This window comes from Bordetella pseudohinzii, from assembly GCF_000657795.2.
Lineage (GTDB): Bacteria > Pseudomonadota > Gammaproteobacteria > Burkholderiales > Burkholderiaceae_B > Bordetella > Bordetella pseudohinzii.
In genome coordinates, this window is record NZ_JHEP02000010.1 from 41,954 (window position 1) to 67,396 (window position 25,443).

The 25,443-nt window shown below is 66.9% G+C and carries 23 protein-coding genes; 18 read left to right on the forward strand and 5 right to left on the reverse strand.

All coding sequences use genetic code 11. The annotated features are described in order from the left end of the window. The first annotated feature begins 16 nt into the window (after positions 1–16). From L540_RS13650 to L540_RS13690, 9 genes are all read left to right on the forward strand, one after another. A complete protein-coding gene (locus L540_RS13650; protein WP_043207746.1) occupies positions 17–1,315 on the forward strand; it encodes a paraquat-inducible protein A in 1,299 nt (432 codons plus the stop codon). A gap of 32 nt (positions 1,316–1,347) precedes the next feature. After that, the gene (locus L540_RS13655; protein ID WP_043207748.1) at positions 1,348–3,015 is read left to right on the forward strand and encodes a PqiB family protein; all 1,668 of its coding nucleotides are present in this window, start codon (positions 1,348–1,350) and stop codon (positions 3,013–3,015) included. Positions 3,016–3,020: 5 nt separating this feature from the next. Next, positions 3,021–3,659 carry a PqiC family protein gene (locus L540_RS13660; protein ID WP_043207749.1) on the forward strand — a complete coding sequence of 213 codons (639 nt, stop codon included), beginning with the start codon at positions 3,021–3,023 and terminating at the stop codon, positions 3,657–3,659. 153 nt (positions 3,660–3,812) lie between these two features. Beyond that, positions 3,813–7,619: a trifunctional transcriptional regulator/proline dehydrogenase/L-glutamate gamma-semialdehyde dehydrogenase gene (gene putA / locus L540_RS13665; RefSeq protein ID WP_043207752.1), complete on the forward strand. Its 3,807-nt coding sequence runs from the start codon at positions 3,813–3,815 to the stop codon at positions 7,617–7,619. A gap of 224 nt (positions 7,620–7,843) precedes the next feature. After that, the gene (locus tag L540_RS13670; RefSeq protein ID WP_043207754.1) at positions 7,844–8,989 is read left to right on the forward strand and encodes a branched-chain amino acid ABC transporter substrate-binding protein; all 1,146 of its coding nucleotides are present in this window, start codon (positions 7,844–7,846) and stop codon (positions 8,987–8,989) included. Positions 8,990–9,178: 189 nt separating this feature from the next. Next, positions 9,179–10,030, forward strand: coding sequence for a branched-chain amino acid ABC transporter permease (locus L540_RS13675; RefSeq protein WP_372432915.1), 852 nt, complete (start codon positions 9,179–9,181; stop codon positions 10,028–10,030). Beyond that, positions 10,027–11,103 (forward strand): ABC transporter permease subunit, encoded by a 1,077-nt coding sequence (locus L540_RS13680; protein WP_043207758.1) that lies wholly within the window; start codon positions 10,027–10,029, stop codon positions 11,101–11,103. Before L540_RS13675 ends, L540_RS13680 begins: the two co-directional genes overlap by 4 nt. Continuing rightward, entirely contained in the window at positions 11,100–11,906 is an 807-nt protein-coding gene (locus tag L540_RS13685; RefSeq protein ID WP_029579584.1) for an ABC transporter ATP-binding protein, read from the forward strand. The genes L540_RS13680 and L540_RS13685 overlap by 4 nt, the downstream gene beginning before the upstream one ends. Further along, entirely contained in the window at positions 11,903–12,628 is a 726-nt protein-coding gene (locus tag L540_RS13690) for an ABC transporter ATP-binding protein (RefSeq protein WP_043207761.1), read from the forward strand. The genes L540_RS13685 and L540_RS13690 overlap by 4 nt, the downstream gene beginning before the upstream one ends. Here the strand turns inward: L540_RS13690 and L540_RS13695 are convergent. After that, positions 12,625–13,923, reverse strand: a complete 1,299-nt coding sequence (locus tag L540_RS13695; RefSeq protein ID WP_043207763.1) for an MFS transporter — start codon at positions 13,921–13,923, stop codon at positions 12,625–12,627. The genes L540_RS13690 and L540_RS13695 overlap by 4 nt on opposite strands. An 84-nt stretch (positions 13,924–14,007) precedes the next feature. Between L540_RS13695 and L540_RS13700 the strand changes: the two genes are divergently transcribed. Beyond that, the gene (locus L540_RS13700) at positions 14,008–14,613 is read left to right on the forward strand and encodes a TetR/AcrR family transcriptional regulator (RefSeq protein WP_043207765.1); all 606 of its coding nucleotides are present in this window, start codon (positions 14,008–14,010) and stop codon (positions 14,611–14,613) included. 84 nt (positions 14,614–14,697) lie between these two features. Here L540_RS13700 and amt read toward each other — a convergent pair whose 3' ends face one another. Together amt and L540_RS13710 are read right to left on the reverse strand one after the other, a co-directional pair. After that, a complete protein-coding gene (gene amt, locus L540_RS13705; protein ID WP_043207768.1) occupies positions 14,698–15,936 on the reverse strand; it encodes an ammonium transporter in 1,239 nt (412 codons plus the stop codon). A 49-nt stretch (positions 15,937–15,985) separates the two neighbouring features. Continuing rightward, entirely contained in the window at positions 15,986–16,324 is a 339-nt protein-coding gene (locus L540_RS13710; protein WP_029579579.1) for a P-II family nitrogen regulator, read from the reverse strand. Between the two features lie 658 nt (positions 16,325–16,982). On the opposite strand from L540_RS13710, the gene L540_RS13715 reads away from it, so the two are divergent. The 8 genes from L540_RS13715 (at position 16,983) to L540_RS13750 (ending at position 24,066) form a co-directional block, all read left to right on the forward strand. Beyond that, entirely contained in the window at positions 16,983–17,246 is a 264-nt protein-coding gene (locus L540_RS13715; protein ID WP_109842431.1) for an accessory factor UbiK family protein, read from the forward strand. Between the two features lie 93 nt (positions 17,247–17,339). After that, positions 17,340–18,842 (forward strand): YifB family Mg chelatase-like AAA ATPase, encoded by a 1,503-nt coding sequence (locus L540_RS13720; RefSeq protein ID WP_043207770.1) that lies wholly within the window; start codon positions 17,340–17,342, stop codon positions 18,840–18,842. 316 nt (positions 18,843–19,158) lie between these two features. Continuing rightward, the gene (gene rpmI, locus L540_RS13725) at positions 19,159–19,356 is read left to right on the forward strand and encodes a 50S ribosomal protein L35 (RefSeq protein ID WP_006387997.1); all 198 of its coding nucleotides are present in this window, start codon (positions 19,159–19,161) and stop codon (positions 19,354–19,356) included. Positions 19,357–19,371: 15 nt separating this feature from the next. Further along, positions 19,372–19,731, forward strand: a complete 360-nt coding sequence (gene rplT, locus L540_RS13730) for a 50S ribosomal protein L20 (RefSeq protein ID WP_043207774.1) — start codon at positions 19,372–19,374, stop codon at positions 19,729–19,731. A gap of 73 nt (positions 19,732–19,804) precedes the next feature. Further along, complete coding sequence (gene pheS / locus L540_RS13735; RefSeq protein ID WP_043207775.1) at positions 19,805–20,827, forward strand: phenylalanine--tRNA ligase subunit alpha; 1,023 nt, start codon at positions 19,805–19,807, stop codon at positions 20,825–20,827. A gap of 12 nt (positions 20,828–20,839) precedes the next feature. After that, positions 20,840–23,257, forward strand: coding sequence for a phenylalanine--tRNA ligase subunit beta (gene pheT / locus L540_RS13740; protein ID WP_043207777.1), 2,418 nt, complete (start codon positions 20,840–20,842; stop codon positions 23,255–23,257). Positions 23,258–23,259: 2 nt separating this feature from the next. Continuing rightward, a complete protein-coding gene (locus L540_RS13745; RefSeq protein ID WP_109842442.1) occupies positions 23,260–23,610 on the forward strand; it encodes an integration host factor subunit alpha in 351 nt (116 codons plus the stop codon). 57 nt (positions 23,611–23,667) lie between these two features. Then, complete coding sequence (locus tag L540_RS13750; protein WP_043207779.1) at positions 23,668–24,066, forward strand: MerR family transcriptional regulator; 399 nt, start codon at positions 23,668–23,670, stop codon at positions 24,064–24,066. 55 nt (positions 24,067–24,121) lie between these two features. Here L540_RS13750 and L540_RS22080 read toward each other — a convergent pair whose 3' ends face one another. Both L540_RS22080 and L540_RS13755 read right to left on the reverse strand, forming a co-directional pair. Then, a complete protein-coding gene (locus L540_RS22080) occupies positions 24,122–24,247 on the reverse strand; it encodes a hypothetical protein (protein ID WP_257784713.1) in 126 nt (41 codons plus the stop codon). Further along, positions 24,244–25,362 carry a D-alanyl-lipoteichoic acid biosynthesis protein DltD gene (locus tag L540_RS13755; protein WP_053073215.1) on the reverse strand — a complete coding sequence of 373 codons (1,119 nt, stop codon included), beginning with the start codon at positions 25,360–25,362 and terminating at the stop codon, positions 24,244–24,246. Before L540_RS13755 ends, L540_RS22080 begins: the two co-directional genes overlap by 4 nt. Positions 25,363–25,443: the final 81 nt, after the last annotated feature.

Consider the following 25,443-nt stretch of genomic DNA (forward strand, 5'->3'; position numbering starts at 1 on the left):
TGACCCGGGCCCGCCCTTGGAACGCCACTCTCTCATCGCCTGCGAACACTGTGCCAGCGTTTATCGCTGGCACAGTCTTGAGCCGGGCGAGGCGGCCGCCTGCGAGCGTTGCGGCGCCACGCTGTGGCGCTATAGCGGCCTGACGCTGCCGAACTGGCTGGCGCTGGCCATCACCGGCCTCATTCTTTTCGGCGTGGCCAATGCCTATCCCGTGGCCGCGCTGTCCGTGCAGGGCATGACCAGCACGGCCACGCTGCTCGACGCCGTGGGCATCACCTGGCGCCAGGGCCACTATGCCGTGGCCATCATGACCGGCACGGTGGGTTTCGGCATTCCGCTTATGCAATTGCTGGCCTTGCTCTGGGTGCTGGGGCCTTTGTCGCGGGGCGCCTTGCCCTATGGCTTTGCCGGGGTCGTGCGCCTGCTGGGCCTGTTGCGGCCCTGGAGCATGGTGCCGGTGTTTCTGCTGGGCGTGGTGGTGTCGGTGGTCAAGCTCGCCGGCATGGCCTCGGTCGAGCCGCGGGTGGGCTTGCTGGCCTTCGGCGCGCTGACGGTCTTTCTCACCATGCTCAGCCGGCTGGCGCCGGCCGTCATCTGGCGCATGGCCGAGCGGGCGGGCGTGGTGCCGGTGCACATCCCCGAAATGACGGCCGACACCGTGCTGGCCGGCTGCCATGTCTGCGGCCAGGTGCAGACCCTGGACAGCGACGAGGACCCACAGGCCATGCATCATTGCCGGCGCTGCCGCGCCGTGCTGCATTACCGCAAGCCCGATACCTTGTCCCGCACCTGGGCGCTGCTGGCCGCGGCGGTGATTTTCTACATCCCGGCCAATACCTTGCCTGTGATGCAGATCCGCTCCATTACGGGCGACAGCGCGCACACCATCCTGGGGGGCGTGGTCGAGCTTTGGCAGCTGGGCTCCTGGGATATCGCGCTCATTGTCTTCATCGCCAGTATCGCGGTGCCGCTGACCAAGCTGCTGTCGCTGGGCTTCCTGGCGCTGACGCTGCAGTGGCGCAGCACGACCAATCTTCAGCAACGCACACGGCTCTACCAGATGGTAGAGTTTATCGGCCAGTGGTCGATGCTGGATGTTTTCGTGGTTATCATTCTGGCGGCGCTGGCCGATTTCCAGGGGCTGATGGAGATCAGCGCCGGCGCGGGGGCCGCGTCCTTCGGCCTGGTGGTGGTCCTGACCATGCTGGCGGCCATGACCTTCGACCTGCGCCAGGCCTGGGATCTTGAACATGCCTCGGAATGGCATGCGGATCATCCCGAGGCCGCCGCGGGCGCGCCCGCGGGCAATGCCTGAATAAAAAGCGATATCACAAGGAAGCGCACGACATGGCTGAGTCGACCGAGTTGCCGGACAATCCGTTGGGCAAGGTCAAGGTGTCCAGAAAAGAGCGTTCGCGCATCTCCTGGATCTGGCTGGTGCCGCTGGTGGCCGCGCTGGCCGGCCTGTCGCTGGTCGTGCGCACCTGGATGCAGGCCGGTCCCGAGATCTCCATCGAGTTCAATACCGCCGAAGGGCTGGAGGTCGGCAAGACCCAGCTGCGCTACAAGGATGTGGTCATAGGCACGGTCAAGGGCATCCACTTCAACCGGGACCGCAGCAAGGTCGTGGTCGAAGCCGAGCTGGCCAAGGAAGTCCAGAACATGGCCAGCGAGGGCACCAATTTCTGGGTCGTGCGGCCGCGCCTGGGGATCAGCGGCGTCTCGGGCCTGGGCACCTTGCTGTCGGGCGCCTATATCGGGGTGGATGCCGTGGGCGATCCCGAGGCGCTCGGCCGCAAGCCCACCAAGACGCATTTCGTCGGCCTGGAGACGCCGCCGCCCGTGGCGCATGACCGGCCGGGCAAGCGCTTCACGCTGCGCGCCAATGACCTCGGTTCGCTGGATGTCGGCTCGCCCGTCTATTACCGGCGCATCAGCGTCGGGCAGGTGATCGACTATGCCTTGAGCGAGGATGGCAAGGCGGTGGACGTGCAGGTCTTCGTCGATGCGCCCAATGACCGCTTCGTCACCGAGGGCGCGCGCTTCTGGAACGCCAGCGGCGTGGATTTCTCCGTCAATGCCGACGGGCTCAAGGTGCGCACCCAGTCCCTGGTGTCCGTGGCCATCGGCGGGGTTGCCTTCGACAACGTGGTCGATCGCCAGGGGCAGGAGGCCCAGCCCAACAGCCGCTTCCAGCTCTATGGCACCGAGGCCGCCGCCAAGGCCAATACCGATGGCACGCCCTTCCGTATCCGCATGCGCTTTGACCAGTCCGTGCGCGGCCTGTCGGTGGGCGCGCCCATCGACTTCCAGGGCATCTCCCTGGGCGAAGTCACGCATGTGGCCATCGATTTCGACGGCAGCAAGAAGCGTTTCTATGGCGTGGTCGACGCGACCATCTACCCGGAGCGCCTGGGCAGCCTGTTCGATGAGATCGTGCGCAGCGTGCAGCGCGACACGGGCAGCACGGAGCTGGCCCCGGGCCGCACCCTGAGCGTGCTCGTGAAGTACGGCCTGCGCGCGCAGCTGCGCTCGGCCAATCTGCTGACCGGCCAGATGTATGTGGTGCTGGACCACTTCCCCAATGTGAAGCCGGTCAACTACGAAGTGACCGAGCCGGCCAACATCCCGACCATCCCGGGCCAGTTCGACCAGTTGCAGGAGCAGATCGGCAGCATCGTCGCCAAGATCGAGAAGATTCCTTTCGACCAGATCGGCCAGGACCTGCGCAACACCCTGAACAGCACCTCCAAGCTGATGGCGCGCCTGGACAAGGACCTGGCGCCGGACGCGGCGGCCATGATGAAGGAGGCGCGCCGCTCGCTGGCGCAGATCAACGAGCTGCTGGCCTCGGATTCGGCGCTGCCGGTCAATGCGGAGCGCTCCATGCAGGAACTCTCGCGCGCGGCCCGTTCGCTGCGCAATCTGGCGGACTTCCTGCAGGCCAATCCCCAATCCCTGCTGCGCGGCAGGGGTGAAGATCCCATCCCCGGCTCCGGTCCCGTCAGGAATTGAATCCCATGAAATCCCCCCGACTCTGCGCTGCGCTGATCCTGTTGTCCGGGCTGGCCGCCTGCGGCAGCTCGCCGCCGGCCCGCTACTACACCCTGCAGGCGCCGGCCGCCGGCGGGTCGGCCGGCAACGCCGGCTTCATGATCGAGGTGTTGCCCGTCATCGTGCCGGCGCAGGCCGACCAGCCGCAGATCATGTTGCGCACCGGCGCGGGCAGCATCGCGCCCCTGTATTCCGACCGCTGGAGCGCGCCCCTGGGCGACGAGCTCCGTTCGGCGCTGTCGGATGGCCTGACGCGCGAGCTGGGCGCCCTGGACGTCCAGGTGGTGCGGCCGCCCGCCGGCACGCCCGTCTGGCGGGTGCAGACCGATGTGCAGCGCTTCGAGGTCAGCGCCCAGGGGCCGGCCGTGCTCGATGTCACCTGGCGCGCCCGCCCCGTCAGCCTGAAGGGCCAGGCCCTGATCTGCCGCAGCATCATCACCGTGCCGGCGGCCGGCAGTGATGTGCCCAGTCTGGTGGCGGCCCAGCAGCAGGCCGCCGCGCTATTGGCCCGGACCATCGCCTCCGGCATCCGCCGGGGCGGGCAGGGCGCCGAGCCCGCCGGCCCCGAGGTCAGCCTGCAGGGCTGCAGGGCCGCGTCCGACTGAGATCCAGGCCTCGCGCTTGATGTGGCTTCACCTAGGGTTAACCACCATTTCTAGCGGGTTGCAACTTCTTTAGCATTCGGTTCCACCGGTAGGGGCCGGTACCGCCGCGCGCGGTCGCGGCAGTTTGCCGCGGTATCGAGGAAGCAAAACGCTATGGCTAGCACCACCCTGGGCGTCAAGGTTGATGACGCATTGCGGGATCGCCTGAAGGCGGCCGCCCAAAAACTCCAGTGCACGCCGCACTGGCTGCACAAACAGGCCTTGGTCGCCTATCTGGACAGGATCGAGCGCGGCCACCTGCCGGCGGAGATGGCCCACCTGGGCCGTGACGAAGAGGCCGGCGAAGACGCCTCCGACGCGGGTCCGACCCCGCCGTTCTATGAATTCGGCCAGGACGTGCAGCCGCAGTCGGTGCTGCGCGCGGCCATTACCTCGGCCTACCGCCGCCCGGAACCCGAGTGCGTCCCGCTGCTGCTGGGCCAGGCCCGCATGCCGCAGCTGGAGAAAATCCATGCCATGGCCGCCAAGCTGGTGCAGACGCTGCGCGACAAGCGCAGCGGCGGCGGCGTCGAAGGCCTGATCCAGGAGTTTTCGCTCTCCAGCCAGGAGGGCGTGGCGCTCATGTGTCTGGCCGAAGCCTTGCTGCGCATCCCGGACCGCGCCACCCGCGACGCCCTCATCCGCGACAAGGTCGCCCGCGGCGACTGGAAGTCCCATATGGGCGGCTCGCAATCGCTGTTCGTCAACGCCGCCACCTGGGGCTTGATGATCACCGGCAAGCTGGTGGCCGTGAGCAGCGAGCAATCGCTGTCCAAGGCGCTGACCCGCCTGATCGGCAAGGGCGGCGAGCCCCTGGTGCGCAAGGGCGTGAACATGGCCATGCGCATGATGGGCGAGCAGTTCGTTTCGGGTCAGACGATCTCCGAGGCGCTGGCCAACAACCGCAAGATGGAAGCCCGGGGCTTTCGCTACTCCTATGACATGCTGGGCGAGGCGGCCACCACGGCCGAGGACGCCGAGCGCTACAACGCGGCCTACGAGCAGGCCATCCACGCCATCGGCAAGGCGGCCGCCGGCCGGGGCATCTACGAAGGCCCGGGCATTTCCATCAAGCTTTCGGCCCTGCACCCGCGCTATGCCCGCGCGCAGCGCGAGCGCGTGATGAGCGAACTCTTGCCGCGCATGAGGCACCTGGCCATTTTGGCGCGCCAGTACGACATCGGGCTGAACATCGATGCCGAGGAGGCCGACCGCCTGGAGATGTCGCTCGATCTGCTCGAAGCCCTGTGCTTCACGCCCGAGCTGGAGGGCTGGAACGGCATCGGCTTCGTGATACAGGCCTACCAGAAGCGCGCGCCTTTCGTGATCGACTATGTGATCGACCTGGCCCGGCGCAGCAGCCACCGTTTGATGATCCGCCTGGTCAAGGGCGCCTACTGGGACAGCGAGATCAAGCGCGCCCAGGTCGACGGCCTGGAGGGCTATCCCGTCTACACGCGCAAGGTCTACACCGATGTGGCCTATCTGGCCTGCGCCCGCAAGCTGCTGTCCGCGCCCGAGGCCGTCTATCCGCAGTTCGCCACCCATAATGCCTACACCCTGTCGGCCATCTACCACCTGGCCGGGCAGAATTACTATCCTGGGCAATATGAGTTCCAGTGCCTGCATGGCATGGGCGAACCGCTTTATGACGAGGTGGTCGGTCCGCTGGCGCAGGGCAAGCTCAACCGCCCCTGCCGGATCTACGCGCCGGTGGGCACGCACGAGACCCTGCTGGCCTATCTGGTGCGGCGCCTGCTCGAAAACGGCGCCAACACCTCCTTCGTCAATCTGATCGGCGACGACAGTATTTCGGTCGAGCAGCTGGTGGCCGATCCCGTGCAGACCGCGGCGCGCATCGTGCCGCTGGGCGCTCCACACGAAAAAATCCCGCTTCCGCGCGATCTCTACGGCCCGGCGCGCGCCAACTCGGCCGGCCTGGACCTGTCCAATGAGCATCGCCTCGGTTCCCTGTCGGCCGCGCTGCAGGCCAGCGCCGGCACGCCCTGGCGCGCCATGCCCATGCTGGGCGAGGGCGGCGAGGTCTGGGACGAGGCGCGCGCCCAGGACCTGCTCAACCCGGCGGACCAGCGCGACGTGGTGGGCCGTGTCATCGAGGCCGATGAGGCCGCTGTCGAGGCCGCCCTGCGGGCCGCCGGCCATGCCGCGCCCATCTGGCAATCCACGCCGGTGGCCGAGCGCGCGCAATGCCTGCGCCGCGCCGCGCAAATGCTCGAAGAGCAGATGCAGACCCTGCTGGGCCTGATCGTGCGCGAGGCGGGCAAGACGCTGCCCAATGCCATCGCCGAAGTGCGCGAGGCGGTGGATTTCCTGCGCTACTACGCCGACCAGGCCGAGCGCGAGTTCGACAACGACAGCCATCGCCCGCTGGGCACGGTGTTGTGCATCAGCCCATGGAATTTCCCGCTGGCGATCTTCACCGGCCAGGTCGCCGCGGCGTTGGCCGCGGGCAACACGGTGCTGGCCAAGCCGGCCGAGCAGACGCCCCTGATCGCCGCCCAGGCCGTCGGGATTCTGCGGGCCGCCGGCGTGCCGGCCGGCGCGGTGCAATTGCTGCCCGGCCGCGGCGAGACGGTGGGCGCGCAACTGGTGGCCCATCCGGCCGTGCGCGGCGTCATGTTCACCGGTTCGACCGAAGTCGCGCGGCTGATCGCCCGCAACCTGGCGGACCGCCTGGACGACCAGGGGCATACCATCCCGCTCATCGCCGAGACCGGCGGCCAGAACGCCATGGTGGTCGATTCTTCCGCGCTGGCCGAGCAGGTGGTGTTCGATGTGCTTAACTCGGCCTTCGATTCGGCCGGCCAGCGCTGCTCGGCCCTGCGCGTGCTCTGCGTGCAGGAAGACAACGCAGAGCACGTCCTGACCATGTTGCGCGGCGCCATGCGCGAGCTGCGCATGGGTAATCCCGACCGCCTGTCCACGGACGTGGGGCCGGTCATCGACGCCGAGGCGCGGCAAAACATCCTGCGCCACATCGACGCGATGCGGGCCGCCGGCCATGAGGTGGTCCAGGTCGAAGGCGCGCCGGAATGCCGCTTTGGCACCTTCGTGCCGCCGACCCTGATCGAGATCAACGATATCGCCGAGCTCAAGCGCGAGGTGTTCGGGCCCGTGCTGCATGTGCTGCGCTATGCGCGCGACGAGCTGGATCGCGTCATCGAAGGCATCAATGCGACCGGCTATGGCCTGACCTTCGGCGTGCACACCCGCATCGACGAGACCGTGGCGCGGGTGACCGAATCGGTCGACGCGGGCAATATCTACGTCAACCGCAATATCGTCGGCGCCGTGGTGGGCGTACAGCCCTTCGGCGGCGAGCGCCTCTCGGGCACCGGTCCCAAGGCGGGAGGGCCGCTCTATCTCTACCGCCTGCTGTCCTTGCGCCCCGGCGGCTTGCCGCCGGCGCTGGAGGGCGCGGGCGAGATGCCCATCACCCTGGCCTTGCCCGGCCCCACCGGAGAAAGCAATACCTATCGGGTCGAGCCGCGCGGCGCGGTGTATTGCGTCGCCGCGACCCCGCTGGGCGCGCGCGCCCAATGGGCCGCCGTGCGCGGCACCGGCAACCTGGCCTGGTTCGCCGATACGCCCGCGGCGCGCGACCTGCTCGCCACCCTCGATGCCGCCGCCCTGGATGGCCAGGCGGCGCTGCTGGAGGCGTCCGAAATCGACGCGGCGGATTTCCAGGCGGTGCTGTTCGAGGGAGACGGGGACGCCTTGCGGGCCCTGAATCAGCGCATCGCCCGCCGCGAGGGGCCTATCCTGGCCGTGCATGGTCTGAGTCCCGACGAATTGGCCGCCGGGGCCTCCTATGCTCCCGAACGGCTGCTCAATGAGCGGGCGGTCAGCATCAATACGGCCGCGGCCGGCGGCAACGCCAGTCTGATGACCATAGGTTGAGCATCCTGCGGTATCGGGTTAGCCCGGGGGTGGGCCTCGGGTTATCTCCAATAGGCGACCGGGTTGTACTCCAAGGACAATCCGGTCCCACTCGCTGACCGGCCAGGCTGCACGCCGGCCGGCGGCCTCTCCCCGCGGCATATCGGCGCGGGGAAAAAACGGCACCTTCGCCACAAGCGCGGGTATAACAAGCCAGACCCAGTACGTCATTACGGGAGGAAACCATGACGTTGCGCACCCCCATCAAGCTGCTGGCCGCGGGTATCGCCGCCGCCTGCCTCACCAGCGTGGCCCAGGCCGCCGACATCAAGTTCGGTTTCGCCGCGCCCCTGACCGGTCCGCAGTCGCACTACGGCGAGGACATGCAGAACGGCCTGACGCTGGCCCTCGAAGAAGCCAACCAGAAGGGCGTCCAGGTCGACGGCAAACCGGCCAAGTTCGTGCTGGTGTCGCGCGATGACCAGGCCGACGCCCGCGTGGCCGTGCAGGTGGCCCAGCAGCTGGTGGACCAGGATGTCAACGGCATCCTGGGCCATTTCAACTCGGGCACCACCATCCCGGCCTCGCGCATCTATCACGATGCGGGCCTGCCGCAGATCGCCATGGCGACCTCGCCCGAGTACACCAAGCAGGGCTATGAAACCACCTTCCGCATGATGACCAGCGACACCCAGCAGGGCGGCGCGGTGGGCAAGTTCATGGTCGAGAAGCTCAACGCCAAGAAGATCGCCCTCATCGACGACCGCACCGCCTACGGCCAGGGCCTGGCCGACGAGGTCGAGAAGGCGGTCAAGGCCGCTGGCGGCCAGATCGTGCGCCGCGAGTACACCACGGACAAGGCCAACGACTTCACGTCCATCCTGACCAATATCAAGGGCGTGGCGCCGGACGCCATCTTCTATGGCGGCCTGGACGCGCAGTCCGGCCCCATGAAGCGCCAGATGGTGACGCTGGGCCTGAAGGCGCCGCTGGTCTCCGGTGAAATGACCCGCAGCGACACCTTCATCAAGCTGGCTGGCGATGCCGCCGACGGCACCTATGCCTCGCTGGCCGGCGTGCCGCTGGACAAGATGAGCGCGGGCAAGGATTTCGAGCAGCGCTACCAGGCTCGCTTCAAGAAGGCGCCGGGCGTCTACGCGCCCTATGCCTATGACGGCGCCTGGAACATGATCACCGCCATCGAAAAAGCCGGTTCGGCCAAGCCGGAGAAGTACCTGCCCCAGCTGGCCAAGCTCAACCGCAAGGGCGCCACCAGCGAACACATCGCCTATGACGACAAGGGCGATCTGAAGGAAATCTCGGTCACCATCTACCAGGTCAAGAATGGTAAGTGGGAGATGGTCGAGACCATGGTCAGCCAGGCGCAATAAGCCTCGCGCGGCGGCGCCTGGCGCGCCGCCGCTCCGGGCGCCCCGGGCGTCCGGCCGGGCGCACCCGTCCACGCCGCGACGGTTTTTTTCCGGCTCTTTACCGCAGCCCGTATGGATATCTTCATTCAGCAACTCATCAATGGCCTGACGCTGGGCAGCGTGTACGCGCTGGTCGCCCTGGGCTACACCATGGTCTACGGCATCATCGGCCTGATCAACTTCGCCCATGGCGACGTGGTCATGATCGGCGCGATGACGGCGACCATGATCGCCGCCTCCCTGGTCGGCGCCGACGCCAATGCCTCGGCCTTCGTCGTGCTGGGCGTGGGCCTGCTGGCCGCCGTGCCCTTGTGCATGGCCGTGGGCTGGACCGCCGAGCGCGTGGCCTACCGGCCGCTGCGCCGCGCGCCGCGCCTGGCCGCCCTGATCACCGCCATCGGCGTGTCCATCATCCTGCAGAACCTGGCGATGATGGTCTGGGGGCGCAACTATCTCAATTTCCCGCAGATTCTCTCGCCCAAGGTGATGGACGTTTTCGGCGCGCGCCTGAGCACGCTGCAGATCGCCATCGTGGTGATCGCCGCGGCCATCATGGGCGCGCTGCTGCTGGTGGTGCACAAGACGCGGCTGGGCACGGCCATGCGCGCCACGGCGCAGAACCGCGAGGTGGCCGGCCTGATGGGCGTGAACATCAATACGGTGATTTCGGCGGCCTTCCTGATCGGCTCGGCGCTGGCCGCCGTGGCCGGGATGATGGTCACGACCTACTATGGCGTTTCGCAATACACCATGGGTTTCATGCTGGGGCTCAAGGCCTTCACGGCCGCGGTGCTGGGCGGCATCGGCAACCTGGTCGGCGCCATGGCGGGCGGCTTGCTGCTGGGCGTGATCGAAGCCCTGGGATCGGGCTATATCGGCGACCTGACCGGCGGCTTCCTGGGCAGCCATTACCAGGACGTCTTTGCCTTCATCGTGCTGGTCATGGTGCTGATTTTCCGCCCCTCGGGCCTTCTGGGCGAACGTGTGGGAGACCGCGCATGACGGCCAGAAAGATTCCTCTCGCCACCTTGCTGGGCATCGTGCTGATCGGCGTGGTGCTGGCCGTGCTGCCCTTCGTGCTGGGCATGGCCGGCCAGAGCTGGGTGCGCATCCTCAATTTCGCGCTGCTCTACGTGATGCTGGCCCTGGGCCTGAACATCGTGGTGGGCTTCGCCGGCCTGCTGGACCTGGGCTATATCGCCTTTTATGCCGTGGGCGCCTATACCTGGGCCTTGCTGGCCTCGCCGCACTTCGGGCTGCACCTGCCGTTCTGGGCCATCCTGCCCATCGCGTTGGTGCTGGCCTGCATCTTCGGCGTGCTGCTGGGCGCGCCCACCTTGAAGCTGCGCGGCGACTATCTTGCCATCGTCACCCTGGGCTTCGGGGAGATCATCCGCATCTTCCTGAACAACCTGAACGCGCCGGTCAATATCACCAACGGCCCCCAGGGCATCAACCGGATCGATCCCTTCAAGATCGGCGACTTCACCTTCGGCCGCACCGAGACCCTGCTGGGATTGCGCGTCACCGGACCCGAGAAGTATTACTACCTGCTGGTCCTGCTGACCCTGCTCATCGTGCTGGTCTGCGCGCGGCTGCAGAACTCGCGCATCGGGCGCGCCTGGGAGGCCATCCGCGAAGACGAGATCGCCGCCAAGGCCATGGGCATCAATACGCGCAATATCAAGCTGCTGGCCTTCGCCATGGGCGCGTCCTTCGGCGGCGTGGCGGGCGCGCTCTTTGCTTCCATGCAGGGCTTTGTCAGCCCCGAGAGCTTCAGCCTGACGGAATCGATCTCCATCCTGTGCATGGTGGTGCTGGGCGGCATGGGCAACATCTCCGGCGTCATCCTGGGCGCCCTCATCCTGGCCGCGTTGCCTGAATTCCTGCGCGCCGTGGTCGAACCGGCGCAGCACTTTCTCTTCGGCGCGGTGGTGCTGGATCCCGAGGGCATACGCATGCTGCTCTTCGGCCTGGCCATGGTCTGCGTGATGCTGTTCCGGCCGGCGGGGCTGTGGCCCTCCGCGGTGCGCCGGCGCGAGCTGGCGGGCAACCGCCAGGGAGGCGCGGCATGAGCAAACTGCTGCAAGCCCAGGGCCTGGGCAAGCGCTTCGGCGGCCTGCGCGCGCTGACCGACGTCAGCTTCGATATCGAGGCCGGCGAGATCTACGGGCTGATCGGCCCCAATGGCGCGGGCAAGACCACGCTGTTCAACGTGCTGACGGGCCTGTATATCCCCGAAGAAGGGCGCTGCGAATTCAACGGTCTGTCCATCGTCGGCAGCAAGCCGCATGAGGTATCGCAGGCCGGCCTGGCGCGGACCTTCCAGAACATCCGCCTCTTTGCCAACCTGAGCGCCATCGAGAATGTGATGATAGGGCGACACGCGCGCACCCGCGCCGGCGTCCTGGGCGCCGTGCTGCGCACCCGCGCCCAGCGCGCCGAAGAGGCGGCCATCGAGCGCCGGGCGCATGAACTGCTCGACTACGTCGGCATCGGGCATCGCGCCAATGACCTGGCGCGCTCCTTGCCCTATGGGGATCAGCGCCGCCTGGAGATCGCCCGGGCCCTGGCCACCGATCCCAAGCTCCTGGCCCTGGACGAGCCGGCCGCGGGCATGAACGCCTCGGAGACCGTGGTCCTGCGCCAATTGATCGAGAAAATCCGCGCCGACGGCATCACCGTGCTGCTGATCGAGCACGATATGAAGCTGGTCATGGGTTTGTGCGACCGCGTGCTGGTGCTGGAATACGGCAAGGTGCTGTCCATGGGCCGGCCCGCCGACGTCCAGCGCGATCCCAAGGTCATCGAAGCCTATCTGGGCGCGGGCGCGGCCCAGGACCCCTTGTTGCATCTTTCGACGGAGCAGCCCTCATGACGCAGGCCTTGCTTGAACTACGTGGCCTGGAAGTGGCGTATGGCGGCATCCGCGCGGTGCGCGGGGTCGATCTCAGGGTGGACGCCGGCGAACTGGTTTGCCTCATCGGCGCCAACGGCGCGGGCAAGAGCTCCACGCTGCGGGCCATCTGCGGCCTGGTGCCGGCCGCCGGCGGCGAGATCCGCTACGACGGTCAATCCATCTCGGGGGCGCGTTCCTTCGAACTGGTGCGCCGCGGCCTGGTGATGGTGCCCGAGGGGCGCGGCATCTTCGGCCAGCTCACCATCGAGGAAAACCTCGCCATGGGCGCCTATGTCCGCCGCGACGCGGCCGGCATCCGCGAAGACACCGAGCGGGTCTTCGCGCTCTTTCCCCGCCTGGCCGAACGCCGCCGCCAGGCCGCCGGCACGCTGTCGGGCGGCGAACAGCAGATGGTGGCCATGGGCCGCGCCATGATCGCGCGACCAAAGCTGCTCTTGCTGGATGAACCCTCGATGGGCCTGGCGCCGCTGATGGTGGACAAGGTCTTCGAGGTCGTGCGCGGCATCGCGGCCGAAGGCGTGACCATCCTGCTCATCGAACAGAACGCCCGCCTGGCCCTGGAGCACGCCGATCGCGGCTATGTGATGGAGTCGGGCGAAATCACGCTGACCGGGGCGGCGCGCGGGATGCTGGACGATCCCAAGGTGCGCGCCGCCTATCTGGGCGAGGTCGAGGCTTAGGCGGCCTCGGCCTGCCGCATCTGCGGCGCGGCCGGCTTGCGGTTGATGAGCAGGGCGATCACCGCGGCCACCAGGCCGGTCGAGCCCGCCAGCACAAAGGCCATCAGATAACTGCCCGACATTTCGCGCACGGCGCCGGCCATCCAGGCCGCGGCCGCCGCGCCGACCTGGTGGCCTGCCACGATCCAGCCAAAGACCACGGGCGCATCGCGTTCGCCAAAGGCCTCGGTGGCCAGGCGCAGCGTGGGCGGCACCGTGGCGATCCAGTCCAGGCCGAAGAAAATCGCGAAGATCGACAGGCTGTAGAACGAGAAGTCGGAGTAGGGCAGGTACATCAGCGACAGCCCGCGCAGCCCGTAGTACACGAACAGCAGCTTGCGCGGATCGTAGCGGTCGGTCAGCCAGCCCGAAGCCGTGGTGCCCACCAGGTCGAAAATGCCCATGAGGGCCAGCAGGCCGGCCGCCTGCACTTCGGCGATGCCATGGTCGCCGCAAAGCGAGATGAGGTGGGTGCCCACCAGGCCATTGGTGGTGAAGCCGCAGACGAAGAAGGTGGCGAATAGATACCAGAAGGCGCGCGTGCGGCGGGCGCGGTTCAGGGCGCCGAAGGTCTGGGCCAGCAGGCCGGTGCGCGGGGCGGCCGAAGCCAGCGGCGCCTGCGGGTCGGCGCCATAAGGACGCAGGCCCACGCTGGCCGGCCGGTCGGGCACCAGCCACCAGGCAAAGGGGACGATGACGGCGGCCCCGGCGGCCACGGCCCAGACCACGCGCGTCCAGTCGCCCGAGGCAGCCAGGGCGGCCAGCACGGGCAGAAAGAGCAGGTTGCCGGTGGCCGTGCTGGCGGTAAGCAGGCCCATCATGAGTCCGCGGCGGGTGACAAACCAGCGGTTGACCACCGTCGCGCCCAGCACGACGGCCACCGCGCCGCTGGCCAGGCCCGAGAACAGGCCCCAGGTCAGCAGCAGATGCCAGGATTCGGTCATGAAGGCGCTGGCGGCGCTGGAGGCCGACATCACCACCAAGGCCGTGATCAGTACGCGGCGCAGGCCGAAACGCTCCATGGCGGCGGCGGCGAAGGGGCCGACCAGGCCATACAAAAAGATGCCCAGGGCGGCGGCCGCCGAGATGGTCGAGCGGCTCCAGCCGAAATCCTCCTGCAGCGGAGTGAGCAGCACGCTGGGCGTCGAGCGCAGGCCGGCGGAAATCAGCAGGGCAAAGAAAATCACGGCCACGACCACGAAGGCATAGTGTTGGCCTAGGCGCTGGAAGGGACGGGGCAGGCGGGCTATACTCATGTTACTCACCGGTACGTATTGGGTTCGTGAATAGTACGTACCGGTCAGTAACATCGTCAAGCTTTTTTTGATGGCGGAGGACGCATGACCACACTGAGCTCACCGGCGCCCAAGGGCAAATCGGCCGCCGAGCGCATCCGCGAAACGGCGCGCAGGATGTTTTACCGCGAAGGCATACGCGCGGTGGGCGTGGACGCCATCGTGCATGAAGCCGGCGTCACCAAGCCCTCGCTTTACCGCGCCTTTTCGTCCAAGGACGAGCTGGCGGCGACCTATCTGCGCGATTACGAGGCCGAGTTCTGGAAGCGTTTCGAGGCCGGCATGGCCGAGCATCCCGATGATCCCCGCGCCCAGTTGATGATGTATTTCGACGTTCTGGCCCAACGCGCCACCCAATTGCATGACTATCGCGGCTGCGGCCTGAGCAATGCGGTGGTCGAGTACCCGGAGGTCGGGCATCCGGCCAGGCGCGTGGCGGTGGAGCACAAGCGCGTGCTGCACCAGCGCCTGCAGGACATGGCGCGCGGCATGGGTGCGCGCGACCCGCAAGAGTTGGGAGACGCGCTCATGCTGCTGATGGAGGGCGCTTTCATGACGGGCCAGCTGTTTTCCAGCCCGGACGGTCCGGCCCGCAGCCTGGTGGCCGCGGCCCAGCGGCTGATCGACGCCAGCCTGCCCGCCAAGCCCTAGACCTTCGCCATGCGAAAAAAAGGCGGCGCCCGCAAGGGCGCCGCCTTTTTTCGCGGGCCGGGCAAAGCCCGGCCTTGCGGGGGATCAGCTGTGATAGGCCGATTCGCCGTGGCTGGTGACATCCAGCCCTTCGCGTTCCTGGTCTTCCGGCACGCGCAGGCCGCAGACCATGTCGGCGATCTTGTAGGCCACCCAAGCCACCACGCCCGACCACACAATGGTCAGCAGGACGCCTTCGAGTTGCACCCAGACTTGGCCGAGGATCAGGCCGGCGCTGTCCAGGCCCGGGCCGCCCAGCGCCTTGGCGTTGAACACACCGGTCAGCAGGGCGCCGATGATGCCGCCCACGCCGTGCACGCCGAACACATCCAGCGCATCGTCGGCGCGCAGCAGCCGCTTCAGGCCATTGACGCCCCAGACGCAGATCACGCCGGCGACCACGCCGATGATGAAGGCGCCCACGGGGCCGACCAGGCCGGCGGCCGGCGTGATGCCGACCAGGCCGGCGACCGCGCCCGAAGCCGCGCCCAGCATGGAAGGCTTGCCCTTGATGGACCACTCGGTGAAGATCCAGGCCAGCACGGCGGCGGCGGTGGCGACCATGGTGTTGAAGAAGGCCAGCGTGGCGCCTTCGTTGGCGGCCAGGGCGGAGCCGGCGTTAAAGCCGAACCAGCCCACCCACAGCAGCATGGCGCCGATATAGGTCATGGGCAGGTTGTGCGGCTGCATCGCTTCGCGGCCGTAGCCCACGCGCTTGCCGATCACATAGGCGCCCACCAGGCCGGCCACGCCGGCGTTGATATGCACCACGGTGCCGCCGGCGAAGTCCAGCGCGCCTTGGGCATTGAGCAGGCCCGGCGCCGTTTCGGAGGCGAACCACACCATGTGGGCGATGGGAATATAGGCAAAGGTGAACCAGATCGCCGTAAACAGCAGCACGGCCGAAAAGCGCGCGCGCTCGGCAAAGCTGCCCACGATCAGCGCGCAGGTGATGCCCGCGAAAGTCGCCTGGAAGGAAGCGAACAGCAGTTCGGTCAGCGTGGCCGACATGGAATAGCTGCCATCGGCGGCGTTGAACATGCCGGAGAAAAAGGTCCGCGACAGACCGCCAAAGAAGGCATTGCCTTCGGTGAAGGCCAGCGAGTAGCCGTAGACAAACCACAGCACCACGGCCAGCGCAAACGTGCTCAGCACTTGCATGAGGACCGACAGCACGTTCTTGCTGCGCACCAGGCCGCCGTAGAACAGCGCCAGCCCCGGCACGGCCATCATCAGCACGAGCAGGGTCGATACCAGCAACCAGGAGATATCCGCTTTATCCATTTTTCATGGCTCCAATAGGGTCTTGATTTTTTGTTCTTGCGTGCTTGAGTTAGAGGGCGGCCTCGCCCGATTCGCCCGTGCGGATGCGGATGACCTGCTCCAGCGGGGCGGTGAAAATCTTTCCGTCACCGATCTTGCCGGTGCGGGCTGCCTGTTCAATGGCTTCGATGACCTGGTCGACGAGATGGTCCGGAACGGCCGCCTCGACTCGCAGCTTGGGCAGGAAGTCGACGGCATATTCGGCGCCGCGGTAGAGCTCGGTGTGGCCTTTCTGGCGCCCGAAGCCCTTGACTTCAGTGACCGTCAGACCCTGGACGCCGATGCCGGACAGCGCCACCCGCACTTCGTCCAGCTTGAATGGCTTGATGATGGCGATGACAAGTTTCATGGCTTTTTCCTCTCATGGTTGCACGTGGGCATCGCCAATCAAGCAAATTCTGTGCCATCTTTTTTTGCCCGCGGGGCGGGCAAGCGCAGGCACCGAGCGTGCGCACACGCCCCAATTTGGGGCAAAAAGCCGGGCATGCGGCGTCAAAACAGTGCGCAGTCCCTGCGCGCCACGAATGTTGCGGTCGGCATGCAACGGTTTGTTTGAACGGCGCCAAAAGTGTTGCAAATTGCTGGCGATGTTCCGGTTGTTTCCGGCAAAAAGGGGTCGGGTTAATGGCGCCATCGGCCGCCAGATGCCGTCAAACCGGTGTTTTCGGGACGCATGCCTGCGGCGGCCGGCCGCTTGCCGCTGCCGGGATTTGGGCATGCTTTGTCATGATTGAAACGCGGGATTACAGCTGGCGGCTTGTTACGCGGCGGCGGCTCATGAAGAATCAAATCAGCGCAGGCTCTGCAACAGCCTGCCTCGGTGTGCAAGCCGCGGCAATCGGTTTGCGCACCGCGATGTGGGCCAGTCTAGGGCGGCTGGCCCCCGGATCGCTTCCCGGCGATTCTGTTTTTCTCCTGTGCTTTGAAAAGCGGCACCGTCTCCGGGCCGCTTTTTTTTCGCCTGAAGGTCTTACACTCTCGGTATGACTGTTTCAAGCGAGGGCATCATGAATCGCACCCAATGGATGGAAGACCTGCAGAAGAATATATCGGACCTCATCGCCCGCAGCCCCGCGGCCGATGTGGAGCGCAATGTGCGCGCGATGCTGATCCAGGGTTTTGCGCGCCTGGATCTCATCACCCGGGAAGAGTTCGACGTGCAGACGGATCTGCTGGCCCGCGCGCGCACGCGCATCGACCAGCTCTCGGCCCAGGTGCAGCAGCTGGAGGAGCGGGTCAACGCGCTGGTGAACGACCAGCCAGGCGACTGACCCCCGGCAAGCCGCAAGGGGCGGCGGCATCGCGCCGGCTCCATGTCGGGGCGCGGCACGGCGGATACTGGGCTTTTGCCTTCGCCATGCCCCATGACGCTTGCCATGCTCAACAGCCGCGCCCTGGCCGGCCTGCAGACGCCCATCGTGCGCGTCGAGGCCCATGTGGGGCCGGGCCTGCCCGCCTTCTGCATCGTCGGCCTGCCTGACCTCGAAGTGCGCGAGAGCCGCGAGCGGGTGAGGGCGGCCATCGTCAACAGCGGCTTTGACTTCCCGGTCGGCCGCGTGACCATCAATCTGTCGCCGGGCGATCTGCCCAAGGCGTCTTCGCGTTTCGATCTCCCCATCGCCCTATGCATCCTGGCGGCCTCCGGCCAGGTGGCGCCCGCGGCGCAGGCCGACCGCCTGGTGCTGGCCGGCGAGTTGTCGCTGTCCGGGGCGCTGGTGCCGGTGGCCGACCCGCTGGCCCTGGCCTTGGGGGTGGCGCGCGACCCCGGCGTGAGCGCGCTCATCCTGCCCGAGGCCAGCGCCGCCCAGGCGGCGCGGGTGCCGGGCCTGCGGGTGCTGTCGGCGCGCTGTCTGACCGAGGCCGCGGCGCATCTGGCCGGGCAGGCCGATTTGCCTGTCGCCCAGCCGCCGCCCCGGCCGGCCGTCGCGCCCGGGCCCTGCCTGTCCGATGTCCGCGGGCAGGCCGGGGCGCGCCGCGCCCTCGAAATCGCGGCGGCCGGCGGCCACAGCATGCTCATGAGCGGGCCGCCTGGCGCCGGCAAGAGCATGCTGGCCCAGCGCCTGCCCGGCCTGCTGCCCGCCCTGGACGACGCCGCCGCCCTGGAGGCGGCCGCCATCGCCCGCCTGGCCGGCAGCGCCGACCCGCCCTTCGGGCTGCCGCCGTTTCGCGCGCCCCATCATGGTGCCACCGCCGCGGCCCTGGCCGGGGGAGGGACGCCGCCGCGGCCCGGGGAAATCTCCCTGGCGCACCAGGGCGTGCTCTTTCTCGATGAGCTGCCCGAGTTCGAGCGCCGCGCCTTGCAGGCGCTGCGCGAACCCATGGAAACCGGCGAGGTGAGCCTGTCGCGCGCCTCGGGGCGTTTGTGTTTTCCGGCGCGTTTTCAGCTGGTGGCCGCCATGAATCCCTGCCCCTGCGGCTGGCGCGGCCATCCCGCGCGGCCCTGCCGCTGCACGCCGGAGCAGGTGGCGCGCTATGCCGATCGCATCGGCGGGCCGCTGCGCGACCGCATAGACCTGCATCTCTGGCTGCCGCCGGTCGATCCCGATTGCCTGGCCGGGCCGCCGGGCGAGACCTCGGAGGCGGTGCGCGAGCGGGTGCGCGCCTGCCGCGAGCGGCAATGGCGGCGTCAGGGGCGCCTGAATGCCCAGCTCGACGGGGAGGCGCTGGCCCGTCATGCGTCCCTGGATCATGCGACGGGCGGCTGGTTCGCGCAGGCCATGCGGCGCCTGGGCGCTTCGGCCCGCGCCAGCCACCGGGTGCTGCGGGTGGCCCGCAGCGTGGCCGACCTGGCCGGCGACACCCGGATCGGACGGCCGCACCTGGCCGAGGCGCTGCGTTTCCGCGAGACGCCCAAGCCCGGCGCCTGAATCCGGGACGGTCGCGCCGGCTTCTCCGGGGGATTTAGGCAGGCGGCTCGACAAAACCACGGAAATCGCCATATAATCAAAGGCTTTCCGGCATTTGCCTTGTTGCCGGCTTTCGATCGTCTGGCGCGGGATCCTCAAAGAGGGGTTTTGCGCGGATGCATCGCAGCCGATTCTTGAGCTTCGGGCTTTAGCATCAAGGCCAATCCACCGGGAAAGAAGAGAAGTGGCGCAGGTTTGCCAAGTGTCGGGCCGGATCCTCTTGGGCGGCTCGATCACCTGTGGCCATGTACATCAACAAACTGTTTTAGGAATCATCATGCCCAAGATGAAGACCAAGAAAAGCGCCGCCAAGCGCTTTCAGGTCCGCGGCAGCGGCTCCATCAAGCGTGGTCAGGCGTTCAAGCGTCACATCCTGACCAAGAAGACCACCAAGAACAAGCGCCAACTGCGCGGTTCGGCTGCGGTCCATGAAACCAACGTCGCCTCCGTCAAGGCGATGATGCCGTTCGCTTGATAAGGGAGATCTACTATGCCTCGCGTTAAACGTGGCGTTACCGCCCGTGCCCGTCACAAGAAAGTCATTTCCGCCGCCAAGGGTTACCGTGGCCGCCGTGGCAACGTATTCCGCATTGCCAAGCAAGCGGTCATGCGTGCCGGCCAGTACGCCTACCGCGACCGCCGCAACAAGAAGCGCACCTTCCGCGCGCTGTGGATCACCCGTATCAACGCCGCCGTGCGTGAGCAGGGCATGAGCTACAGCGTGTTCATCGCCGGCCTGAAGAAGGCTGCGATCGAACTCGACCGCAAGGTGCTGGCCGATCTGGCCGTGCGCGACAAGGCCGGCTTTGCCGCCATCGTGCAACAAGCCAAGGCTGCGTTGGCTGCCTGATCGCGTTCATTCATCGCGGATCGCTGCAAACGGGGCTCGAAGGGCCCCGTTTGCGTTTTGAAGGCTAATTCTCATGACTCTACCGGTTGACGACCTGGTTTCCCAGGCGCAAGAACGATTCGCCGCCGCCACCGACGCGGCCGCGCTGGAAAACGCCAAGGCCCGCTTCCTGGGCAAAGAGGGCGCGCTGACCGTGCTGCTCAAGGCGCTGGCGCAACTCGATCCTGCCGCCAAGCGCGAAGCCGGCGCCCGTATCAATCAGGCCAAGCAAAAGGTCGAGGAGTTGCTCAACGCCCGCCGCGCCGAACTCGCGCAGGCCGAGCTGGACGCCCGCCTCGCCTCGGAAACCATCGATGTCACGCTGCCCGGCCGAGGCCGCGCCGCCGGCGGCATCCATCCGGTGATCCGTACCTGGGAGCGCGTGGAAGCCATCTTCCGTTCCATCGGCTTCGATGTGGCCGACGGCCCCGAAGTCGAAAACGACTGGACCAATTTCACCGCGCTGAACAATCCGCTGGATCATCCGGCGCGGTCCATGCAGGACACCTTCTACGTCGACATGCAGGACGCCGACGGCCTGCCGCTGTTGCTGCGCACGCACACCAGCCCCATGCAGGTGCGTTATGCGCGCATGAACAAGCCGCCCATCAAGGTGATCGCCCCGGGGCGCACCTATCGCGTGGACAGCGACGCCACTCACTCTCCCATGTTTCACCAGGTCGAGGGTCTGTGGATCGCCGAAGACATTTCCTTTGCCGACCTCAAGGGCGTCTACACCGATTTCCTGCGTTGCTTCTTTGAAAGCGACGACCTGGTCGTGCGTTTCCGCCCGTCTTTCTTCCCCTTCACGGAACCCTCGGCCGAAATCGACATGATGTTCACCTCCGGCCCGAATCGCGGCCGTTGGCTGGAAATCTCCGGCTCGGGCCAGGTGCACCCGCAAGTCGTGCGCAACTTCGGCCTCGATCCGGAACGCTACATCGGCTTTGCCTTCGGTTCGGGCCTGGAGCGCCTGACCATGCTGCGCTATGGCGTGAACGACCTGCGCCAATTCTACGAAGGCGATTTGCGCTTCCTGCGCCAGTTCAACGAATAAATACGGCTGATCATGCAATTTTCCGAATCCTGGCTGCGCACGCTGGTCAATCCGGCCATCGGCACCGAAGAACTCGCGCATCAGCTCACCATGGCTGGGCTGGAAGTCGAAGAAACCCATCCCGCCGCGCCCGCCTTCAGCGGCGTGGTCGTGGCCCGCATCGCTGAAATCGCGCCGCACCCGGACGCCGACAAGCTGCGGGTGTGCAAGGTGGACGATGGCAGCGGCGAGCTGCTGCAGATCGTCTGCGGCGCGCCCAATGCGGCGGCCGGCCTGGTGGTTCCGCTGGCCCGCGTGGGCGCCGAACTGCCTGGCGGCATGAAGATCGGCGTGGCCAAGATGCGCGGCGTGACCTCCGCCGGCATGCTGTGCTCGGCCCGCGAACTGGGCCTGTCCCAGGACCACGGCGGCTTGCTGGAGCTGTCCGGCGATCTCAAGCCGGGCACCGACATCCGCCAGGCCCTGGATCTGGATGACACGCTCTTCGTCCTGAAGCTCACGCCCAACCGCGCCGATTGCCTGTCCATCCTGGGCGTGGCGCGCGAAGTCGCCGCCCTGACCGGCGCGCCGTTGTCGGCGCCCCAGGCCCGGGCCGTGCCGGTCGGCATCGAAGACCGCCTGCCGGTGCGCGTCGAGGCGCCCGATCTTTGCGGCCGTTTCGCCGGCCGGGTGATCCGGGGCGTGAACGCGCGCGCCGCCACGCCCGACTGGATGAAGACCCGCCTGGAACGCGCGGGCCAACGCTCCGTCTCGGCCTTGGTCGATATCTCCAACTACGTGATGCTCGAAGTCGGCCGTCCCTCGCATGTCTTCGACCTGGACAAGATCCAGGGCGAGCTGACCGTGCGCTGGGCCCGCAAGGGCGAGCGCCTGGAGCTGCTGAGCGGCACGCATGTCGACCTGGACGAAAAAGTCGGCGTCATCACCGCCGGCCCCATTGTCGAGAGCATGGCCGGCATCATGGGCGGCGAGGCCACGTCGGTCACGCTGGACACGCGCAATATCTACCTCGAGGCCGCGTTCTGGTGGCCCGGCGCCATCGCCGGCCGCGCCCGCCGCTACAAATTCAGCTCCGAGGCCAGCCACCGCTTCGAGCGTGGCGTGGACTACGGCAGTATCCCCGAGCACATGGAGCTCATCACCGCCCTGATCCTGGATATCTGCGGCGGCCAGGCGGGTCCGGTCGATGACCAGATCATCGCGCTGCCCAAGCGCGAACCGGTGCGCATGCGCCTGGCGCGCTGCCACCGCGTGCTGGGCGTGCCGGTGACGCACGACGAGGTCGCGCAGATCTTCACCCGCCTGGGCCTGGTCTTCACGACCGACGGCGAGACCTTCAGTGTCACGCCGCCGTCCTACCGCTTCGATCTCGAGATCGAAGAAGACCTCATCGAGGAAGTCGCCCGCATCTACGGTTTCGAGCGCATCCCCAGCGTGCCGCCGGTGGCGCGCGCCAAGATGCACGCCCAGCCCGAGGCGCGCCGCGGCCAGCATGCCCTGCGCCGCGCCATCGCCGCGCGCGACTACCAGGAAGTGGTCAACTACAGCTTCGTGCAAGCCGAGTGGGAGCGCGACTACGCCGGCAACGACAATCCCGTGCGCCTGCTCAATCCCATCGCCAGCCATCTTTCGGTCATGCGTTCCAGCCTGATCGCCGGGCTGGTGGCCATCGTGCGGCACAACGCCAATCGCAAGCAGTCGCGCGTGCGCCTGTTTGAACTGGGCCGCGTCTTCCAGCGCGATGCCGCGCTGGCCGACGGCCCGCTCGACGTGGCCGGCGTGCGCCAGCCGCTCAAGCTGGCCGGCGCCGCCTGGGGCCCCGCCAGCGAAGAACAATGGGGCGAGGCGGCGCGCCAGGTGGACTTCTTTGACGTCAAGATGGATGTCGAAACCCTGTTCGGCAAGCGCGCCCGCGATCTGCGCTTCGTGGCCGGCAGCCATCCGGCCCTGCACCCCGGGCGCGCCGCCCGCATCGAACTGGCCGGCCAGAACGTGGGCTGGATAGGCGAACTGCATCCGCAATGGGCGCGCGAGGCCGACCTGGCGCATGCGCCCGTGGTCTTCGAACTCGACGTCCAGGCCCTGTCCCAGGGCGAGCTGCCGGCCGTGCGCGAACTGTCGCGCCAGCCCATCGTGCAGCGCGATCTGGCGCTGTGGGTTGACGAGTCCGTCCAGGTCCAGGCTATGCTGGATACCGTGGCCGGCCTGCTCAAGGCCGATCCGCAACTGGCCGTGGTGCAGGACGTCCAGCTCTTCGATGTCTGGCGCGACCAGCCCCAGAAGAGCGGGGGCGCCGGCGAGAAAAGCCTTGCCTTCCGCTTCTGGCTCCAGGACACTGCGGTTACATTGGATGAGGCGCGGGTCGCTGACTGCATCAATCGCATCAAGGATGCCCTGGTCAGCGCGCACGGCGCGCGTCAACGGGTTTGATCATGGGGAACGCTATGCTTGCCGAGCCGCGTACGCTCACCAAGGCCGAGTTGGCCGAACTGCTCTTCGAGCGGGTCGGCCTGAACAAGCGCGAGGCCAAGGACATCGTGGACACCTTCTTCGAAGAAATCCGTGAGGCGCTGGCGCGTGGTGATTCGGTCAAACTGTCGGGCTTCGGCAACTTCCAGGTCCGCGACAAGCCGCCCCGTCCGGGGCGCAACCCCAAGACCGGTGAAACCATCCCCATCGCCGCCCGTCGCGTGGTGACTTTTCATGCCAGCCAGAAATTGAAAAGCATTGTGGAGCAAAGCGGCGGCGCCACGGATGATTCTGACGACGAGCCGGCGGAGTGATACGCTTTGTCGGCAATTGTTAACGGCCTTCGACGTAACGCGGCATAAAATTCATCCATGACGAAACCTGAATCCACTGTCACGCTACCGCCCATCCCCGCCAAGCGCTACTTCACCATCGGTGAGGTCAGTGAGCTGTGTGGCGTCAAGCCTCATGTCTTGCGGTACTGGGAGCAGGAATTCACGCAGCTCAAGCCGGTCAAGCGGCGCGGCAACCGCCGCTATTACCAGCACCACGAAGTATTGCTCATCCGCCGTATCCGTTCCTTGCTCTATGAGCAGGGCTTTACGATCAGCGGCGCCCGCAACCGCCTGGGCGACACCCGCGATACGCCGCATGACAGCGCCGAGGCCGCGGTGCGCCTGTCGGCCGCCGAGCTGCAATCGCTGCGCAACGAGCTCAACGATATTTCCGCCAGCTTGAGCCAGGCCTTGGGCCAACGGCCCGCCGCCTGACGAGGCTTGCCGGATGAAGAACCCCGCCCCAGGCGGGGTTCTTTGTTTTTTGGGGTTAGAACTGCTGGTACTGGAACTCGACCGTTATCGGGCGGCCCAGATTGGCCGATGTATCGCACAGCAGCAATATCGTCAGAGCCAGGCCCAAGTACAGCAGATACAGGCGCAGAAAACGCTTCATTTTCCGACGACCTCCACGATCTCGCGGCTGACTTCAAGCCAACCCAGTTCGCCCAGATGCTGGCTGTCGCGCAGCGTGCCCAGGGCGTAGGGCTGGGCGCCATACATATCCATGCAAGCGACCGCATATTGCTTGCACAGCGCGGAGATCCGCAGTCTCGTGGCTTCGAAGCGATCCAGGTCGCGGTAGACCAGCGGGTTGAAGGGCTGCAGGACAAACAGGGTTTTTGCCTGGCGGCGCGCGAGCAAAGCCATCAAGCGTTCCAGGTCGGCCAGTTCTGCGGCCGGCTCGAATTTGTCCGAGTAGGCCAGCAGGCGCGCCGGGGTCAGATTGCCCAGGTATTTGTCCAGATAGTCCTGGCGGACTCCATAGGGATTGGTGGCCATGAAACTGGTTTCCTGGGCCGTCGCCTCGGCGCGCAAGCGTGTCCAATCAACGGTCTGACGGCGCCAAGGGGCAGGGGCGGCCAGTTCGGAGGCGGCCGTTGCGGGCTGCAGCCAAAGACGCAGTGTCTGCGCGAGCTGGCCGCGCAGTTTGAATCCCAGCTCGGCCACCGCGGCGCGCGCCACCTCGGCATTGCCCCGCCGGTTCCACCATTGAAGCATGGCCTCGCGCGCCTCGGCGTGTCCGATGAGCCGCGGGAGCAAAGGCAGCACATGCTCCTTGAATGCCTCGCGGTTCAGGCCTCGCGAGTCGAACCACCCTGGCGACACCATGATCACCACGCGGGACTGGGGCGACAGCTTGTCCTCCTGCGAGGCCAGCAGGAAATACATCCCCAGCGACTGGAAATAGGCATGGCCGTAGGCCAGCACCGGCATGGCCAGCTCATCACTGAGAAATTTGTACGGAATGAAGCGCAGATCGGCGCTGGTCAGCTCGGAAGAACCGAGCATCACGATCGCCTCGCCGTGCTGGAGCGCTTGTCCCAGGCGCTGGCCCGCGGCTTGCTGTGTTTCGTAGTCCGCGCCGAGGTTGGCCATGTGGCCGGACGTCACCGCCTGCTGCGGAGGATCGCGCGGGGGCAGGGCAGCCTGCAAGGCCAATACCGTTGCCAGCGCCGCCAGCGCGGCCAGGACATGGGCACGGCCGCGTCCGGGTTGCGTATCTCCCAACTTCCAGCGCTCCTCATGGCAAGACAACGGTTTGGGGCGAGCAGAGACGAGATCCCGAATCGGAACCAGCGCGGATTTTAT